Here is a 17,481-nt window from a genome sequence, read left to right as displayed (position 1 = left end):
CATGGCGACGAGCGTGCGGTACGGCACCGTCGAGACCGCGTTCCTGGCCTCGGCGCGCCGGCTCGCCGGCCCGGTTCGCGGCGTCGGTGTGGCCCTGATCAGCGGGTTCGGCCTGCTCATGCTGCCGGGTCGGGCGTTGCCGGTGGGGCTCGCCGTCTTCGGCCTGGTGCTGGTCGGTTCGGCGGTCGACTGCTGGGTCGGGTTCTCCGGTCGCGCGGCGCCGCTGGCACTGACGTTCGCCGCCGCCCGGGTGGTGGCGGTGTGCGTGATGCTGGACTGGGGTGGCGTGCCGCCGAACCCGTGGGCGCTCAACGTGCTGACCACCACGGCGATCACGCTGCAGTGGGAGTGGCCGGCCCGCATCGCCGTGCCGGTCACGGCGGGGCTGCTCGCCGTCGATCTGGCCGTACTCGGCACCGGCGACGCCGGCTCGCTCGTGCCCCGGCTGGTGGTCGAGTGCGTACTGGCACGCCTGGGGTTCCTGCTGCTGCTGCGTTCGAGCCGGCGCACCGACGAGGTACGCGAACACCGGTCGGCGCTGGCGCGGGCCGAGGCGCTCGCCCGGGCCCGGCACCAGCGGCAACGCGAGTACCTGGCGCTGCTGCACGACACCGCGTCGTCGACCTTCCTGCAGATCGCGATGCGCGCGGACAGCGACCCGGCGCAGGTCGCCCGGTACGCCCGGCACGACCTGGCGATACTCACCGGCGTCGCCGGCGCGCCCGACGGCACGGACAGCTCGGTGGAGCTCGCCGCGTCGCTGCAGGCCGTGGTGTCCCGCAGCCGGCTGTCGGTGGAACTTGTCCAGCAGGGCGACTGGCTGGTACCGGCGTCGGTCGCGCTCGCCCTGGTGCGTGCCGTCCGCGAGGGCCTGGCGAACGTCGAACGCCACGCCCAGGTCGACACCGCCACCCTGGCCGTACGCACCGAGCAGGACCTGGTGATGGTCACGCTGCGGGACGCGGGCGTGGGGTTCGACCCCGACGAGGTGCCCCGGTCCTGCCGGGGAATCCGCGGCTCGGTCGTGGAACGCATGCGCGCCACCGGCGGCGACGCCGCGGTGGTCTCGGCGCCCGGCCGCGGCACCTGCGTCCGGCTGGTGTGGCCCGGTGGCTGAGAAGACGGCCGCGGCCGACACGGCACCCCGCGATCGGCCACCCCGGGCCGATCCGCCGAGTCGGGTGACCGGCCCCGGCCTGCCCGACGACAACGTGCACGCGACCATGCGGGTGGCGTTGTGGTGCGTCACCGCGCTGCTGCTGGTCGGGTTGTCACTGCGGCCGCTGCTGACCCAGCACTACCGGCAGCACTGGCTCGCGGTCACCGCGTTCGTCGCCTTGGCCGGCGTCACCGCGGTCAGCAGCGGATGGGTGCTGCGCCGCCGGCCGATGCCCCCCGCCCTCACGGCGGTCGGTACCGCGACCGCGCTGGCCGCCGGGTACTGCGCGACCAGCGCCGTCGGCGCCGGCGCGCACTTCGGCGCGGCGGACTGGTCCTTCGGCCTGGTCGAGTGGTACCTGCTGTTGCTGCTGCTCGACCGGGTCGCGCTGCTGCTCGCGGCGCTGGCCACGCACCTGGCGCTCAGCGTCGCGCTGTTCCTGGCTGCGGGGCAACCGGACCGCGTCGACATCGGCGCGGTGGGCATCGTCGTACTCGGCGGCGCCACCGTCCAGCTCGCGGTCGTGGTGATCGCCCGGGCGCTGGCGCGCGGTACCCGGCGCACGACGGCCGCGATCGCCGCGCGCGACCGGATGCGGACCAGGCTGCTGCTGGCCGAAGGGTGGGAGCGCGGGCAGCGCAACGACTTCGCCGGGCAGCTGGGACTGACGCTGCCGCTGCTGGCCGAGCTGGCCGACGGGCTGGCCGACCCGCGCGATCCCGACACCCGGCGCCGCTGCGCGCTGGCCGCCACCCAGCTGCGCCGGTTGTTCGCCGAGAACGACGAGTCGCCCGACCCGCTGGTACACGAGATCACCGCGTGCGTCGACATCGCCGAGCGGCGCGGCGTCGTGGTGTCGCTCGCCGTCAGCGGCAGCACGGTGGCGGTGCCCGCGGCGGTACGGCACGAGTTGACCGGACCGGTGGTGGCGGCGTTGTCGGCGGCGCGCGACCGTGCCAGGGTGAGCGTGCTGCGTACCGTGGCGGAGGTCCGGGTCGCCGTGGTCACCGACGCCGAGGGCGCCCGTACCGCCCCACCCGGCGCCGCGGACGTCGAGGTCGAGTACGGCAGCTACGGTCGGGACAGGCGAATGGAGGCCAGGTGGCGCAGGCCGAGCAGCTGACCGCGGTGATCGTCGACGACCACCCCGCGGTGCGCGACGGCGTCACGCACTGGTTGGCGACCGGTACCCCACCGATCCGGGTGGTCGCCGCCGGCGACGATGTCCGCGTCGCGTGGGTCGGTGACGGCGCCACCGCCGACGTCGTGATCCTCGATCTGCACCTCGGCCGGACCATCCCCGCCATGGGCGAGCTGCGCCGGCTGACCCAGGCCGGTCGCCGGGTCGTGGTCTACTCGATGCGCGCCGACGACGCGATCGCGCTGCAGTGCCTGGAGTTGGGCGCGCTGAGCTACCTGACGAAGGTCGAGGGGTCGCAGCACCTCATCGAAGCCACCGTGACCGCCGCGGCCGGCCGCGCCTACACCCCGCCGTCGCTGGCCGGGGCGCTCGCCGGCGACCGTTCCAGCAATCGACCGGCGCTGTCCGCCCGGGAGACCGAGGTGCTCGTCGAGTGGTTCCAGTCGGAGTCGAAGGACTTCGTCGCGCAGCGCCTGGGCATCTCCCCCAGCACCGTCAACACCCATCTCGAACACATCCGGGTCAAGTACGCGATGCGGGGCCGGCAGGCGCCCACCAAGGCGGCGCTGGTCGCCCGCGCGATCCAGGACGGCCTGGTCCAACTCGACGACCTCTGACCGCCGACCTGAGACAGGTTCGTCTCGCCTCATGGACCGCGCCGTCCGGGTCATCAACAGGTACGTGCTCGTGTCCGGAATGACAGGGGCATGACAGCGGCGGTACGGACCGTGTCACCGGGCGGCGGGCACCCTCGACGGGGTTGACGACCTCGACCGACGGGACGCGCCATGGACAACGCCACGATCGAAGTCAGCGGACTGCGCAAACGGTTCGGGCCCACGGTCGCGCTGGACGGCATGTCGTTCACCGTGCAGCCCGGCCGGGTGACCGGCTTCGTCGGCCCCAACGGCGCCGGTAAGAGCACCACGATGCGCGTCGTGCTGGGCCTCGACACCGCCGACGCCGGTACCGCGCTGGTCGGCGGCCGCCCGTACCGGCAGCTGCGGACGCCGCTGCGGCAGGTCGGGGCGCTGCTGGACGCCAACGCCGTGCAGCCGAGCCGATCGGCGCGCAACCACCTGCTCTGGCTGGCCCACTCGCAGGGGATCGGCCGGGCCCGGGTCGACACGGTACTCGGCCAGGTGGGCCTGGCCGCGGTGGCGCGGCGCCGGGCCGGCGGCTTCTCGCTCGGCATGCGGCAGCGGCTCGGCATCGCCGCGGCGCTGCTCGGTGATCCGCCGATACTGCTGCTCGACGAGCCGGTCAACGGCCTGGACCCGGAGGGCGTCATCTGGATCCGCGGGCTGCTGCGCTCGCTGGCCGCCGAAGGTCGCGCGGTGCTGGTGTCCAGCCATCTGATGAGCGAACTGCAGGACACCGCCGACCAGCTGGTCGTCGTGGGTCGCGGCCGGGTCATCGCCGACGCGAACGTCACCGAGCTGCTCGCCGCGGCCGCCCGCGGCCGGGTCGTGGTGCGCACCCGCGCGCCGGAGACGGCCCGTACCGAACTGCTGCGGGCCGGGGCCACCGCGACGGTCACCGGCCCGGACACCCTCGACGTGGCCGGGCCGTCGGCCGAACGCGTGGTGGCGCTGCTGACCGCGGGCCGGGTGCCCGTCGCCGAGGTGTCGGCCTACCAGGCGAGCCTGGAGGAGGCGTACCTGACGCTGACCCGGGACGCGGTCGAGTTCCAGGCCGGGCAGGTGGCGCGATGAGGCACCTGATCCGGGCCGAGTGGACCAAGGTACGCACCGTACCGGGCTGGACGATCGCCGTGCTGCTGTCGGTACTGGCCACGATCGGTCTCGGCGTGCTGACCGCCGCCGGCAACCACTCCTCGTGCGGCGGCGCGAGCACGGTCTGCCCGCCTCCGCCGCTCGGCCCCGACGGTACGGCCGTCGACGACCACTTCTTCTTCGTGCACCGCGCGCTGGCCGGCGACGGCAGCATCACCGTACGGCTGAGCTCGATGACCGGGCAGCGGCGACTGCCCGACGCGACCCCCGGCGTGCGGCGGGTCGCCTCCGGTCTGGTGCCGTGGGCCAAGGCCGGCATCATGGTCAAGGACGGAACCCGGCCCGGCGCCTCGTACGCGGCGTTGATGGCCACCGGCACGCACGGCGTGCGGCTGCAGTACGACTTCAGTCACGACGTGCCCGGCAGCGCGAGCCGGGTCGGCGCCGGCACGCCATGCTGGCTGCGGCTGGTGCGCACCGGCCGGCACCTCACCGGGTACGAGTCCGCCGACGGCCACCGCTGGACCCGGGTCGGCACCGCGTCGCTGCCCGGGCTGCCCACCCGCGTCCAGATCGGCCTGTTCGCCGCGTCGCCGGGCGCGCTGCGGGTGGCCCGCGCCGATCTCGGCGGCTCGGTCGAGACGATCAGCTTCTCCTCGACCACCGCCCGCTTCGACCACGTCGGCCTGGACGGAACGGCCACCGGCGGCTGGCACCGGACCGACGTCGGCGCCACCGTCGACCCGGACGGTTCGGTGCACCACCCCGGCTCCGCCCGCTGGTCCGCCGGCAGGTACACGGTGACCGGGGTCGGTGACATCGCACCGCGGGTGGACGGGATGACCGTCGAGAAGACGCTCAGCGGGCTGCTGGTCGGGCTGCTGATCGTGATCGTGGTGGCCGCCGGGTTCGTCGCCGCCGAGTACCGGACCGGGCTGGTCCGCACCACGCTGACCACCGATCCGCGCCGGGGCCGGGTGCTCGGCGCCAAGGCCGTCGTGCTCGCCGGGACGGCGTTCGTGGCCGGGCTCGCCGCCACCGCCGCGACGCTACCGATCGGTACGCACGTGTTGCGCGCCAACAGAAACACCGTGCTGCCCGTCGATACGCTCAGCGTGTTGCGCATCGTCGTCGGCACCGGCCTGCTGGTCGCGCTGATCGCGGTGCTCGTACTGGCACTGGCGACGCTGCTGCGGCGCGCCAGCGCGGCGATCGCCGCCGGTGTCGCGCTCGTGCTGGTACCGCGCATCCTCGCCACCACCTCGGTGCTGCCCGACAGCGCCGCGCAGTGGGTGCTGCGGCTGACCCCGGCGGCCGGATTCGCCATCCAGCAGAGCATCCCCACCTACCGGCAGGTGACGGCGCACCTGGTGCCGCAGGCCGGCTACTACCCGCTGCCGCCCTGGGCGGGGCTCGCGGTCACCGCCGGGTACGCCGCGGTCGCGCTGCTGCTCGCGGTCGTCGTCTTGCGGCGGAGGGACGCGTGAGGTACGCGCTGCACGCCGAGTACACGAAGCTGCGGACCCTGCCGAGCACCGGCTGGCTGCTGCTGGCCGTGGTCGCCCTGACCGTCGGGGTCGGCGCCGCGGCCGCCGCGACCGTGTCCTGCCACGCCACCGGATGCGGCTACGACGCCCCGAAACTGGCCCTGTCCGGTGTCCTCGCCGGGCAGGCGGTCGTCGCGCTGCTCGCCATCACCGCCGTCACCGGCGAGCACTCGACCGGTACGGCGGCCGTCACGCTCGCGGCCGTACCCCGGCGCGGCCGGGTACTCGTCGCGAAGGCGATCGTGCTGGCCGGCCTGACCGGCGCCGCCGGTACCGTCGGGGTGCTCTGCTCCGTGCTGGTCGCGCGGCTTCTGCTGCCGGGCAACGGATTCACCGCGGCGAACGGATACCCGCCGCTGTCGCTGGCCGACGGTGCGACACTGCGTGCCGCGGCCGGCTCGGTGCTGTACCTGATCCTGATCGCGCTGTTCGGCCTCGGCGTCGGGACCGCGGCACGCGACGCGGCAGCAAGCGTCGGCGTCACCGGCGGGGTGGTCTACGTACTGCAGATCGCACCGTTCCTGGTGACCGACCCCGACTGGCAGCAGGCCCTGTGGCGGCTGTCCCCCACCAACGCCGGCCTCACCATCCAGGCGACCCGAAACCTGTCCGCCTACCCACTCGGCCCGTGGGCGGGACTGGGTGTCCTCGCCGCCTGGACCACCGTCGCCCTCGCCATCGGCGCCGTCCTGTCGCACCGCCGCGATCTGTGACGTTCCGGCGCCGCGGCCCGGCACCAACCACACCCGGGTGGTACCCGAGCCCGCCGCCGTACCGCCACCCGGGTGGCGCCTGCCGCCCTGGTGGCGTGGACTCCCGCCACCCGCCCGGAACGAACGGGTAGTCGCCGACAGCGGCGCCGTACCGTACCGGCGAACCCAACATCTGTTGACATCCTCTCCGCCCTAAAGGGCGGAGATTCCCTCCACGCTGCGCGCCGAGCGCGGGGCGTCCGGGTGGGTTACCGCTTCACAGCGCGGTGCCGGCACGGACGCCGGTCTTACCTGCGCTCCACGGTCGTTTCCGTTGTCCGCCTGCCCGGCGGCCAACACGTTGATCGCTGCGTTGATGTCGCGGTCGTGGTGACTGCCGCAGGGGCAGTCCCACGCTCGAACGTTCAGGGCCATCTTGTCGTTGATGCGTCCGCAGTCCGAGCACATCCGGGTGGATGGGAAGAACCGGTCCACCCGGCCGAACACCCTGCGGTACCGGGCCGCCTTGTACTCCAGCATGCCGGTGAAGCTGGCCCACCCGGCATCGTGCACCGACTTCGCCAGCCTCGTGCGGCCGAGACCGGCCACGCACAGGTCCTCGACATAGATCGCTTGGTTGTCGCGAACGATGATCGTGGACAGCTTGTGCTGCCAGTCCCGCCGGGTATCGGCCACCCGCGCGTGCGCCCTGGCGAGGTTCACGACGGCCTTCTTGCGGTTGTTCGACCCCTTGGCCTTGCGGCTCAGGGACTTCTGCAACTTGCGCAGCTTGCGGGCTGCCCGGCGCAGGAACCTCGGCGCCGCGACCTTCGTGCCGTCCGACAGCACCGCGAAGTGCGTCAGCCCCAGGTCGATACCGACCTCGCACTCGACCGGAGGCAACGCCTCGTCGGTGGCCTGCACAACGAACGAGGCGAAGTACCGGCCCGCCGCGTCCCGGATGATCGCCACACTGGACGGGTCCGAAGGCAGCGTCCGAGACCACCGGACCGACAGGTCACCGATCTTCGGCAACCTGAGCCGGCCGTCGTCGAGCACACGGAACCGGCTGTTCTTGGTGAACCGGATGGCCTGCCGGTTGTCCTTGCGAGACCGGAACCGGGGCGGGGCCACCTTGCGCCCCTTGCGCATGCCAGAGACCGAGGCGAAGAAGTTGCGGTACGCGGTGTTCAGATCGGCCAGGGCTTGCTGGAGCACGACCGAGGACACCTCGCCAAGCCAGGCGCGAACCTCGGTCTTCTTCGCCTCCGTGATGACCCGCCTCGACAGCTCGGCGTCCGACACGTACGGCAGACCATTCTCCCGCGCGGACTGGCGCAGCCTCAGCCCGTCGTTGAACACCACCCGCGCACACCCGAACGCCCGAGCCAGCTCAATCTGCTGGCCAGGCGTCGGGTAGACGCGGAAGTTATACCGCAGCTGCACGACGAGCACTGTACATCCAACAGCAGAACCGTCCCGCATAAGACACTGCCCGGGCCTTGACGGCCATCCCAACACGGGCCCTCACCCCCGGCCTGAAGGCCGGAGCACTGGCCCGCATGCTGGTAGCAGAACGCCCACAGGTCACGGCGCCGCTCGCGCAGGAACTCGTCCAGCGTCGTCTCGGCCCGGTCCGGGTGCATGACCTCAGTATCCAGACCCCCACGACACCGGTCGCCGGGCAGCCCGCCGATGCCGCTCGTCCGTGACCCGCGGCGGTGCGCTCACATCCCGGCCATGCCCGCGCCGTGGTCCGTCATCTCGTGCATGGCCGACATGCCCAGCTGCATCGCCACGAGCATGTAGGCCATGCCGAGCGCCATCAGCGCCAGGGTGATCCGCAGTGCGGCTTGACGCCGGTTGCGCACGGCGACGACCGTCGGGGCGGCGGTACGGTCGAGCACGCCCACCGGGCCCGATGACCGCGCGGGCAGCAGGGTCGGGTCCCGGCGCAGCCCGGCGACCCGAAGAGTCACCGGCGCGGGAGCGTCCAGCGACGGCAGCACACCGGCCAGCCAGCCGACCGCCTCCAGCGCGAACCAGCCGGCCAGTACCCAGATCAACAGGTCGAACCCGGCCCTCGGCATCGCGAACATGGCCAGCATCCCCGCGTGGCCCACCGCCGACAGCAGCCAGGGCAGGCAGCGTCGATGCCGACCCAGTTGGGCCAGCCCGATGCCGAGGGCGCACACGGTGCACGACGCGAAGATCACCTCGCCGACCATCGCCGGCACCGGCGGCCGGCCCAGCGGCACGGTCATGTCGATCATGCCCAGCGCCATCACGACGTGCCCCGCGTGCCAGGCACGGGCTTCACGGTCACCGTGCCGTGCGTGCCGGACGTGGGCTGCCGCGACGAGTACGAACAGGGCCGTGGCGAGTGCTCTGAACCAGGTCGGTAGCCAGGCAGTGGTCATCATGGTCATCCCGACCTCCGGAACGTCGCCTCGGTGTTCCTTCACCCGTATCCGTCGGCGCGAGCCCGCGCGCAGTTCCCGCGAAGCCCGGTCGGGTGCGCGGTCGGGTGCGCGGTCGCGGGCCTTCGGCGCCGATCGCGACGAGATTCGACTCCCCCGGGAACCGACGAGCCCGCTCCGGCGACCAAGAGAGTGGGGTTTGTCGTGGCACCAGCCGATCCGTGCGGTCGGTGCCCGGATCGCGGAAGGGTCGTCTCGATGTTGACCGGTACCGGTGTGGTCCTGGCGCTGCCTCCGGCGTTGACGGCCACCCGGGCCGTCTCGGCCTGGCGCTGGGACCCGGTCGTGGTGGTGGCGGTCCTGGTGGCCGCGGCGGCGTACGGGTGGGGCATGTGGCGGGTGCGCCGCCGCCACCCGGCGCGGCCGTGGCCGGCGGCGCGGGCCGTCGCGTTCGGTGCCGGGCTGGCCGCCGTGGTGGTGGCGCTGTGCAGCAGCGTCGGGGTCTACCAGGACACCCTGTTCTGGGTGCACATGGTGCAGCACCTGCTGCTGATCATGGTGGCGCCGGCGCTGCTGGTGGTGGGGCGGCCGCTGATGCTGCTGCTGCACGCCAGCCGCAACCCGGTGCACCGCACCGTCAAGCGGATCCTGCGCTCCCGGCCGGTCACCGTGCTGACCTGCCCGCTGGTCGGCGTACCGATCTACGCCGCCGCGGTGGTCGGCACGCACCTGACCGGGTTCATGAACGAGGTGATCACCAACCCGTGGGCGCAGACCGGCGAGCACGCGCTCTACCTGATCGCCGGCTGGTTGTACCTGGCGCCCGGGTTCGGCCGCGAACCGATCCGCTGGCGGCTGTCTCCGCCGGCCAAGATCCTGCTGGTGATACTCGCGATGCCGATCGACACGTTCACCGGGGTGGTGCTGCTGATGACCCGGCACGAGCCGTGGTCCGCCTACCTCGCCCAGCACCGCGGTTGGGGGCCGAGCCCGCTGACCGACGTGCACTGGGGCGGCGCGGTGATGTGGATCGGCGCGGATGCGGTGATGATGGTACTGATCGTGGCGGCGCTGTTCTCCTGGCTCGCCGCACCGGCCCGGGGGCGTGGCCTGCGCTGGGTGGAGCAGGCCCGGGCGGCCGCGCTCGAACAGCGCATCGGGGTGGCGGGCCGCGGGCACACCGACGTCGACGAGGACGACCAGCGACTGGCCGCCTACAACGACTGGCTGGCTCGCACGGCGCGCGAGCCACGACGGCGCTGACCGGCCGGCCGCCACGACGGCGGCGCGGCTGACCCGATCCGCACGCGTCGGGAACCACCCTGGCGTCCCGGACGACTGCCTGGTCATGGAGCGCGATCGGCCGACCCCGGGTACCGCTGGCCGCAGGTTCCCGCGCGGGCTGGCCGTACCGGTCGCCGTACTGCTCGCCGCCGGCTCGGTCGTCGCGGTGGCCGGCCTCGCCGGGATCGGCCCGTACCGGGCGCTGGGCAACGGCGACCCCGGCGCCCTGGTCCGCTACGGTGCCCCGCTGGTACGGCTCGCGGTGGATGCCGCCGCGACGGTGTGCATCGGGTTCCTGGTCGCCGCCGTGCTGTTCAGCGGCCGGCCACAGGCGTCCGGCGTGATCACCCCGATCGGGTACGCCCGGCTGCGCGTCGCCGGGCGGTGGGCGGTGGGGTGGCTGCTGGCCGTCGTGGTGCTGATCCCGCTCGACGCGGCCGACACCGGCGGCATCCCGCTCGCGCGCGCACTCGCCCCGCGGTCCTGGATCCCGTTGCTGTCGGCGCTGGAGGCGCCGAAGGCCTGGCTGGGCGTCGCCGTGCTGGCCGGGCTGGTCGCGATCGGCTGCCGCGTCGCCCTGCGCTGGACCACGGTGCTCGTCCTGGCGGCGCTGGCCGTGGCGGCGCTGCTCCCGCCGCTGGTGACCGCGCACGTGTCGTCGGACACCGGGCACGACGTGTCGACCTCGGCGCTGCTGCTGCACGTACCGGCCGCGGTGGTCTGGCTGGGCACGCTGGTGGCGCTGGCCTGGCGAGCGGGCGGTTGGTCGCCGGCCGTGGCCGACCGCTATCGCCGGCTGGCGACCTGGTGCTGGCTGGTGCTGGCCGCCTCCGGCCTGGTCGACGCGTTCTCCCTGGTACCGGCGAGCGGCGTCGCGAGCGGCTACGGCCTGCTGCTGGCCGGCAAGGTGGTCCTGGTGGGCGGGGTCGGCTGGCTCGGCTGGCGACTGCGCGGGCGGGCCATGGCGAAGCGACCGCGCCGCCGGGCCGCAGTGGAGCGCCTGCCGGCTCGGAACGTCGCGGCGCGACTGCACGGCCGGGACGCGGCGACGCGACTGCACGGCCGGGCCGGGCCGGAACGGTTGCGCGGCCGGGCTTCGCCGGGGCGGCTGCGGCTGGCCGTCGTCGAAGTGCTGGTGCTCGCCGCCACGTTCGGTGCGTCGGTGGGGCTGACGCATCTCGCCCCACCCGGGCTGGTCGGTCAGCCGGTCAGCGCGGACCAGACGCTGCTGGGCTACGACCTGGCCGGCCCGCCGACGCTGCTGCGGCTGGCGTTCGACTGGCGGGTCGACCCGATCTTCCTGGCGCTGGTCGTGCTGCTGGCGGCCGGCTACCTGACGGGGTTGCGCCGGCTCCGGTTCCGGCAGCGGCCCTGGCCGGCGTCGCGCACCGCGGCGTGGTTCGGCGGCTGCGCGGTGCTGCTGGTGGCCACCTGCTCCGGCGTCGGGCGGTACGCCGCGGCGATGTTCAGCGTGCACCTGGCGGCGCACATGCTCGTCGGGATGGTGGCGCCGGTCCTGCTCGCGCTGGGCGCGCCGGTCGGCCTCGCCGCATCGGTCCTGCCCCGGACCGGCGGCCTGTGGCGCTGCCTGCGCGCGCTCCGCGACTCGACCGGGCTGCGCTGGGCGAGCCATCCGGCGGTCGCGGCGACACTGTTCACCGCGGCGCCCTTCCTGCTGTACTTCACCGACCTGTTCGACCTCGCGGCCCGGTTCCACTGGGCGCACGTGGGCGCCAACCTCGCCTTCCTGGCCCTCGGGTACCTGTTCGCCTGGGTGGCGGTCGGCCCGGACCCGCTGCCCCGCGAGGTACCGCAGCTGGCCCGGCTGGGCATGCTGCTCGCGGCGATGCCGTTCGACGTGCTGTTCGGTGCGCTGGTGATCGGCAGCCACCGGATCCTCGGCAACGGCGCCGCCGGCGCGAACATGTACTCCGCCCTGGGACTGCCGTGGGTGCCCAGCCTCGCCGCGGACCAGCGGCTGGCCGGCGCGCTCGCCCTGGTACTGGGTGAGCTCGCGCTGCTGATCGCGCTGGTCGCCCTGGTGGTCGGCTGGCGGCGGGCCGAACACCGCGACGACACCGGCTACGAGCAGCTGCTCGCCGCGCTGCGGTCAGCGGGCCGAGCTGCCCCGGTCGGACCTGTCGAAGCCGCGCAGCCGCAGGCTGTTGGACACCACGAGCAGCGAGGACAACGCCATCGCCCCGCCGGCGATCAGCGGGTTGAGCAGCCCCGCGGCGGCGACCGGTAGCGCCGCCAGGTTGTACCCGAACGCCCAGACCAGGTTGCCGCGGATGGTGCGCAGAGTGGCCCGCGCCAACCGGATCGCCGCCGGCACCACCATCAGGTCGTCGCGCACCAGGATGACGTCGGCGGCGGCGATCGCCACGTCGGTACCGGTGACCACGGCGAGGCCGAGATGCGCCGCGGCCAGGGCGGGTGCGTCGTTGACGCCGTCGCCGACCATCGCCACCGACCGACCCCCGCGGCGCAGGTCGGCGACCACCGCGGCCTTGTCGGCCGGCAGCACCTCGGCGATCACCTCGTCGACACCGACCCGTTCGGCCACCGCGGTGGCAGCCGCCTTGCGGTCGCCGCTGAGCAGCACCGTGCGCAGCCCCATCCGGCGAAGCTCGGCGACCGCGTCGGGCGCCTCCGGCCGCAGCGTGTCCGCCAGCGCGAACCCGCCGGCCAGCGCGCCGTCGACCGCCACCAGCACGCCGGTCCGGCCCTGCTGCTCCCACTCGGCGAGACGGGGTTCGGCCGCGGTGGTGTCGACGCCGGTCGCGGCGAGCATCCGCGCGGAGCCGATCACCACCCGGCGATCCTCGACCCGGCCGGCCGCGCCCAGCCCGGCCACCGCACCGAACTCGTCCACCGCCGGGATCTCCGCGACCACGCGCCGCGCGTACGCGTCGATCGCCCGCGCGGCCGGGTGTTCCGCGGCGTGCTCCACCGCGGCGGCGCGACGCAGCAGCAGGTCCCGGTCCACGCCGGCGGCCAGCCACAGGTCCGTCACCGACATCCGTCCGGTGGTCAACGTCCCCGTCTTGTCCAGTACCACGGTGTCCACGGCGCGGGCGGCCTCCAACGCCTGATGCCCCTTGAGAAAGATGCCCAACTGCGCACCACGCCCGGAAGCGGCCAGCAACGCGGTCGGGGTGGCGAGGCCCAGCGCGCACGGACAGGCGATGATCAGCACCGCCAGCCCGGCACTGAACGCCGGCTCGAACGGTTGGCCGAACAGCAGCAGCCGCACCGCCACGGTCGCCACCGCAAGGAGCAACACCACCGGGACGAACACCGCCGAGATCCGGTCCGCGAGCCGCTGCACCCGGGCCTTGTCGGTCTGCGCCCGCTCCACCAGCGAGACCAGCTGGGAGAGCTGGGTGTCGGCGCCGACGCGGGTCGCCCGCACGACCAACCGGCCGGCCACCGCGGTGGTCCCCCCGGTCACCGGGTCGCCGGCCACCACCTCGGTCGGCCAGGACTCCCCGGTCATCGCGCTGGTGTCGATCGCGCTCTCCCCGGACAGCACCGTGCCGTCGGTGGCGATCGTCTCGCCCGGCCGCACCACGAACCGGTCACCGACCCGCAGCCGCGCCACCGGTACGCGTCGCTCGGCTCCCTCGGCGTCGATCACGGTGACGTCCCGGGCGCCGAGCATCGCCAAGGCGCGCAACGCATCCCCGGCGGCCCGCTTCGCCTTCGCCTCGAACAACCGGCCGGCCAGCACGAAGATCGTCACCACCGCCGCGACGTCCAGGTACACCGATCCCGCCGGCCGCAACAGCAGCCCGAGCGCGCCGTCCGGGTGGCCGGCCCCGCCGCCGGTCCGGAAGATCGTGTACAGCGACCAGGCCGACGCGGCGACGATGCCCAGCGACACCAGCGTGTCCATCGAACTGGTCCCGTGCCGCGCGGCGGTCACCGCCTTGCGGTGGAACGGCCACGCGCACCACGTCACCACCGGCAACGTCAACGCCGCCACCACCCACTGCCAGCCGGGGAACCGCAACGACGGCGCCAGCACCATCGTCAGCGACAGGTCCGCCAGCGGTACCCCGATCAGCAGTGCCACCGCCAACCGCCGCCACAGCGACCGGACCCGGTCGTCCGGCCGCTCCGGTTCGGCCCGCCGTACCGGTCGAGCCTGGTACCCGGCCCGCTCCACCTCGGCGACCAGCGCCGCCACCGGCAGCTCCGGCGGCGCCTGGACCGCCGCCTTCTCGGTGGCGTAGTTGACCGACGCCGTGACTCCGGGCAGCTTGTTGAGCCGCCGCTCGACCCGCGCCGCGCACGCCGCACACGTCATCCCACCCACGGCCAGCTCCACCGACCGGGTCACCTCGACCGCCGACGACACCGCACACCCCCAGCACGAACCGGCGCGCCGCCACGACGCCCACCAGTACTGTCGTCGCGGCAACCACGCGAGTTCCGCGGATCGGTGCCGAATGCGGATCGTCCGGCCGCACGTGTCCGGTCGCGATCACGGCCAGGGGTCGGAGTGGCGCGGGTCGTACTCGCCGGAGAGCCAGCGCAGGAACCGCACGGGGTGCACCACGTAGGTCTCGATCGTGCTGCGCGGGTGGTGTCCGGTCTCCTCCAGCATCTGGTGGTATCGGGCCAGTTCGACGTACAGCTGCCTGATCGTGTAACGACGTTCGGGGTCTATGGAGCTGGCCACACCGGCATTCCTTACTTCCTCGGAGAGCGTCTCGGTGCCGCCGAATCGGGGCACGCGACATCGCCCGGGCGCGGCATCGCCGGCCGGGCACGGGGCCGGCGGCACGCGCGAGATGTGCCGCCGACCCTGCCGCATCCCGTGGTCCAGCGACCCCAGGTGGTGCTCGGCCATTGCACAGTACAATAATGTCCTGGTGCACGAAACGGCTGCGGGTGAAGATCTCGTCGATGCGTTGATCTCGGCCAGCCGGGCGCTGGTGGCGGTGGCCGCACGATCGGTGTCCGGATTGCCGTCGGAGGTGACGCTGCCGCAGTACCGTGCGCTGGTCGTGCTGGCCAGTCGCGGGCCGCAGCGCGGCGTCGAGCTCGCCGCCGAGCTCGGGGTCAACCCGTCCACGGCGACGCGACTGATCGAGCGGCTGGTGCGCGCCGATCTGGTCGAGCGCCGGCCCGTCCCGGGCGACCGCCGGGCGGTGTCGGTGGCGTTGCGCCCGGCCGGCAGCCGGTTGGTCCGCACGGTCACGCGCCGCCGCCGCAGCGAGGTGGCGCGGATCGTCGCGGCGATGCCGGCCGCGCAACGGATCGGCGCGGAGGGAGCACTGCGGGCGTTCGCCGAGGCGGCCGGCGAGGTCCCGGAACAAGGATGGTGGCTGGGGTTCGCGATGCCCGACGAGGAGGAGACCCGGACATGATCCGGCACGTCGGGGCAGCGCTGCCGGGCCGCACCAGTACCTCGAACCACGGAGAGCGGGCATGAGCAGCGAGTCCCCGGCGTCGATCGTGCGGCGTCCCTCGACTCGGTGGGCGCGCGGCTTCGACTGGCTGCGCGGAACACCGACCGGACTGGTCCCGCTGGCGCTGGCGGTCGGTGCCGGTGCCGGCCTCGGCGCGGTCGCCTTCCGGTACCTGATCGGCTGGTTCACCGAACTGTTCACCGGCCACGCCGACTACTCCGCCGGCGGGCATGCGATCAACCCGCTGGTGCCGTGGCTGGGCATCTTCTTCGTCGTGCTGGCACCGGCGGTCGGCGGCCTGGTGTACGGGCCGATCGTGCAGCGGTTCGCCCGGGAGGCGCGCGGGCACGGGGTGCCGGAGGTGATGCTCGCGGTCGCCGAACGGGGCGGCCGGATCGGCCCGCAGGTGGCGGTGGTCAAGGCGCTGGCCTCGGCGCTGTGCATCGGTTCGGGCGGATCGGTGGGCCGGGAGGGCCCCATCGTGCAGATCGGCTCCGCACTGGGATCCTCGCTGGGCCAGCTGGTACGGCTGCCGGAGCGGCGGCTGCGGCTGCTGGTCGCCTGCGGCGCCGCCGGCGGGATCTCGGCGACGTTCAACGCGCCGATCGCCGGCGTGTTCTTCGCGATGGAGCTCATCCTCGGCGACTTCGGCGTCGAGTCGTTCGGCGCGGTGGTCCTCGCCTCGGTCACCTCGGCGGTGATCGGACGGGCGGTGTTCGGCGACGAGCCGTTCCTGCACCTGCCCGCGTTCCACCTGACCTCGCCTGCCGAGTTCGGCGCGTACGCCCTGCTCGGGTTGCTCGCCGCCGTGGTGGGCGTGGCGTTCGTCAAGGTGCTCTACGGGATCGAGGACCTCGCCGACAAGCTGTGGCGGGGCCCGGAGTGGCTGCGGCCCGCCGTCGGCGGCCTGCTGCTGGGCGGCGTGCTGCTCGTCCTGCCGCAACTGTACGGAGTCGGCTATCCGGTGCTGTCCGGTGCGATCGACGGGCACTACGTGCTGTGGTTCCTGCTGATCCTCCTTGCCGGCAAGATGGTGGCGACCAGCCTGACCATCGCCGTCGGCGGCTCCGGCGGGGTGTTCGCGCCGTCGCTGTTTCTCGGCGCGATGCTGGGCACCGCGTTCGGTCAGCTGGCGCACGCCGGGCTGCCGGGCATCGTCGGCTCGGCCGGCGCGTACGGGATCGTCGGGATGGGGGCGGTGTTCGCCGCCACGGCCCGGGCACCGATCACCGCGGTGCTGATCATCTTCGAGCTGACCGGCGACTACTCGATCATCCTGCCGCTGATGACCGCGGTGGTGTTGGCCACGGCGCTGTCGAAGAAGCTGTCCCGGGACACGATCTACACGCTCAAGCTGCGGCGCCGGGGCATCGATCTGTTGCGGGGCAAGCCGGCCAGCCCGCTGGAGTCGATGCCGGTGTCCACCGCGATGCGGGCCATGCCACCACCGATCGGGGTGGACGCGACGCTGGACGCCGTGCTGGCACGGCTGACCGACACCCACGATGCGGTGGTGCCGGTGGTCGACGACGCGGGCCGCTACCGCGGCGTGTTGACCTCCCGGGACGCCGAGCGTGCCGCCACCGACAACGCCCTCGACGACAGCGCCGGCCGGCTCGCCGCGCTCCCGCCCGCACTGGCCGGTACGCAGAACCTCAGCAGCGCACTGGATCTGCTCAACGAGGCCGACGAGGACGGCCTGCCGGTACTGTCCGACGACGGTACCCGGATCGTCGGCTGGCTGACCCACCGCGACGTGCTCACCGCGTACCGGCAGACGGTGCGCGGCACCGCCGAACGCGCCCGCCCCGACCGCCCCGCGATCGGCGGATTCCGCGTGGTGACACTGGAGTTGACCGGCCCCGGCCCGTTGGTGGACTCCCGCATCGACCAGGTCGACTGGCCCCCGAACACGCGGGTGATGGCGTTGCGTCGCGACGGCCACGGCATGCCGGTCACCGCCGACACGACGCTGGCCCGGGGCGACCGACTCACCGTCCTGGTACCGCCCGAACATGCCGACAGCCTGACCGACCTGGCCACGGACCGCGCTTCGGCGTGACAGCGGCGTCCGCGGCGCAC

The 17,481-nt window shown here is 73.6% G+C and carries 13 protein-coding genes and 1 pseudogene; 10 read left to right on the top strand and 4 right to left on the bottom strand.

Translation table 11 applies throughout. The features are described 5' to 3' along the window. Position 1 precedes the first annotated feature (1 nt). From NUM_RS16810 to NUM_RS16790, 6 genes are all read left to right on the top strand, one after another. On the top strand, positions 2–1,117 hold the full coding sequence (locus tag NUM_RS16810) for a sensor histidine kinase (protein ID WP_207125804.1): 1,116 nt from the start codon (positions 2–4) through the stop codon (positions 1,115–1,117). Then, positions 1,110–2,282: a hypothetical protein gene (locus NUM_RS37235; protein WP_225918636.1), complete on the top strand. Its 1,173-nt coding sequence runs from the start codon at positions 1,110–1,112 to the stop codon at positions 2,280–2,282. Before NUM_RS16810 ends, NUM_RS37235 begins: the two co-directional genes overlap by 8 nt. Further along, positions 2,261–2,917 carry a response regulator gene (locus NUM_RS37230; protein ID WP_225918635.1) on the top strand — a complete coding sequence of 219 codons (657 nt, stop codon included), beginning with the start codon at positions 2,261–2,263 and terminating at the stop codon, positions 2,915–2,917. The genes NUM_RS37235 and NUM_RS37230 overlap by 22 nt, the downstream gene beginning before the upstream one ends. 171 nt (positions 2,918–3,088) lie before the next feature. Then, the gene (locus NUM_RS16800) at positions 3,089–4,015 is read left to right on the top strand and encodes an ABC transporter ATP-binding protein (RefSeq protein ID WP_207125803.1); all 927 of its coding nucleotides are present in this window, start codon (positions 3,089–3,091) and stop codon (positions 4,013–4,015) included. Next, positions 4,012–5,523 (top strand): ABC transporter permease subunit, encoded by a 1,512-nt coding sequence (locus NUM_RS16795; protein ID WP_207125802.1) that lies wholly within the window; start codon positions 4,012–4,014, stop codon positions 5,521–5,523. Before NUM_RS16800 ends, NUM_RS16795 begins: the two co-directional genes overlap by 4 nt. After that, positions 5,520–6,296 (top strand): ABC transporter permease subunit, encoded by a 777-nt coding sequence (locus NUM_RS16790; protein ID WP_207125801.1) that lies wholly within the window; start codon positions 5,520–5,522, stop codon positions 6,294–6,296. The genes NUM_RS16795 and NUM_RS16790 overlap by 4 nt, the downstream gene beginning before the upstream one ends. 192 nt (positions 6,297–6,488) lie before the next feature. On the opposite strand, the gene NUM_RS16785 is transcribed toward NUM_RS16790, so the two are convergent. Beyond that, complete coding sequence (locus NUM_RS16785; protein WP_207125800.1) at positions 6,489–7,721, bottom strand: RNA-guided endonuclease InsQ/TnpB family protein; 1,233 nt, start codon at positions 7,719–7,721, stop codon at positions 6,489–6,491. 281 nt (positions 7,722–8,002) lie between these two features. Continuing rightward, positions 8,003–8,740 (bottom strand): DUF5134 domain-containing protein, encoded by a 738-nt coding sequence (locus NUM_RS16780; RefSeq protein WP_207125799.1) that lies wholly within the window; start codon positions 8,738–8,740, stop codon positions 8,003–8,005. A 213-nt stretch (positions 8,741–8,953) separates the two neighbouring features. Between NUM_RS16780 and NUM_RS16775 the strand changes: the two genes are divergently transcribed. After that, on the top strand, positions 8,954–9,958 hold the full coding sequence (locus tag NUM_RS16775; protein WP_207125798.1) for a cytochrome c oxidase assembly protein: 1,005 nt from the start codon (positions 8,954–8,956) through the stop codon (positions 9,956–9,958). A gap of 85 nt (positions 9,959–10,043) precedes the next feature. After that, a pseudogene (locus NUM_RS37825) lies at positions 10,044–12,026 on the top strand (cytochrome c oxidase assembly protein); the annotation flags it as partial. Positions 12,027–12,089: 63 nt separating this feature from the next. Here the strand turns inward: NUM_RS37825 and NUM_RS16770 are convergent. Together NUM_RS16770 and NUM_RS16765 are read right to left on the bottom strand one after the other, a co-directional pair. Beyond that, positions 12,090–14,342, bottom strand: a complete 2,253-nt coding sequence (locus NUM_RS16770) for a heavy metal translocating P-type ATPase (RefSeq protein ID WP_263975130.1) — start codon at positions 14,340–14,342, stop codon at positions 12,090–12,092. Positions 14,343–14,468: 126 nt separating this feature from the next. Continuing rightward, positions 14,469–14,666 carry a pre-mRNA-splicing factor CWC21 gene (locus tag NUM_RS16765; protein WP_207125797.1) on the bottom strand — a complete coding sequence of 66 codons (198 nt, stop codon included), beginning with the start codon at positions 14,664–14,666 and terminating at the stop codon, positions 14,469–14,471. A gap of 193 nt (positions 14,667–14,859) precedes the next feature. Between NUM_RS16765 and NUM_RS16760 the strand changes: the two genes are divergently transcribed. Further along, on the top strand, positions 14,860–15,357 hold the full coding sequence (locus tag NUM_RS16760) for a MarR family winged helix-turn-helix transcriptional regulator (protein WP_225918634.1): 498 nt from the start codon (positions 14,860–14,862) through the stop codon (positions 15,355–15,357). Positions 15,358–15,418: 61 nt separating this feature from the next. Beyond that, positions 15,419–17,461 (top strand): chloride channel protein, encoded by a 2,043-nt coding sequence (locus NUM_RS16755; RefSeq protein WP_207125796.1) that lies wholly within the window; start codon positions 15,419–15,421, stop codon positions 17,459–17,461. Positions 17,462–17,481 lie beyond the last annotated feature (20 nt).

Source organism: Actinocatenispora comari, assembly GCF_017312725.1.
GTDB classification, from domain to species: Bacteria; Actinomycetota; Actinomycetes; order Mycobacteriales; family Micromonosporaceae; genus Actinocatenispora; species Actinocatenispora comari.
This window is presented reverse-complemented; position numbering and strand designations above follow the sequence as displayed.

What these genes read in the sequence shown, in the direction of transcription:
- NUM_RS16795 (WP_207125802.1), top strand. Translation starts at nt 4,012, where the DNA reads ATGAGGCACCTGATCCGGGCCGAGTGGACCAAGGTACGCACCGTACCG.
- NUM_RS16800 (WP_207125803.1), top strand. Translation starts at nt 3,089, where the DNA reads ATGGACAACGCCACGATCGAAGTCAGCGGACTGCGCAAACGGTTCGGG.
- NUM_RS16775 (WP_207125798.1), top strand. Translation starts at nt 8,954, where the DNA reads ATGTTGACCGGTACCGGTGTGGTCCTGGCGCTGCCTCCGGCGTTGACG.
- NUM_RS16810 (WP_207125804.1), top strand. Translation starts at nt 2, where the DNA reads ATGGCGACGAGCGTGCGGTACGGCACCGTCGAGACCGCGTTCCTGGCC.
- NUM_RS16755 (WP_207125796.1), top strand. Translation starts at nt 15,419, where the DNA reads ATGAGCAGCGAGTCCCCGGCGTCGATCGTGCGGCGTCCCTCGACTCGG.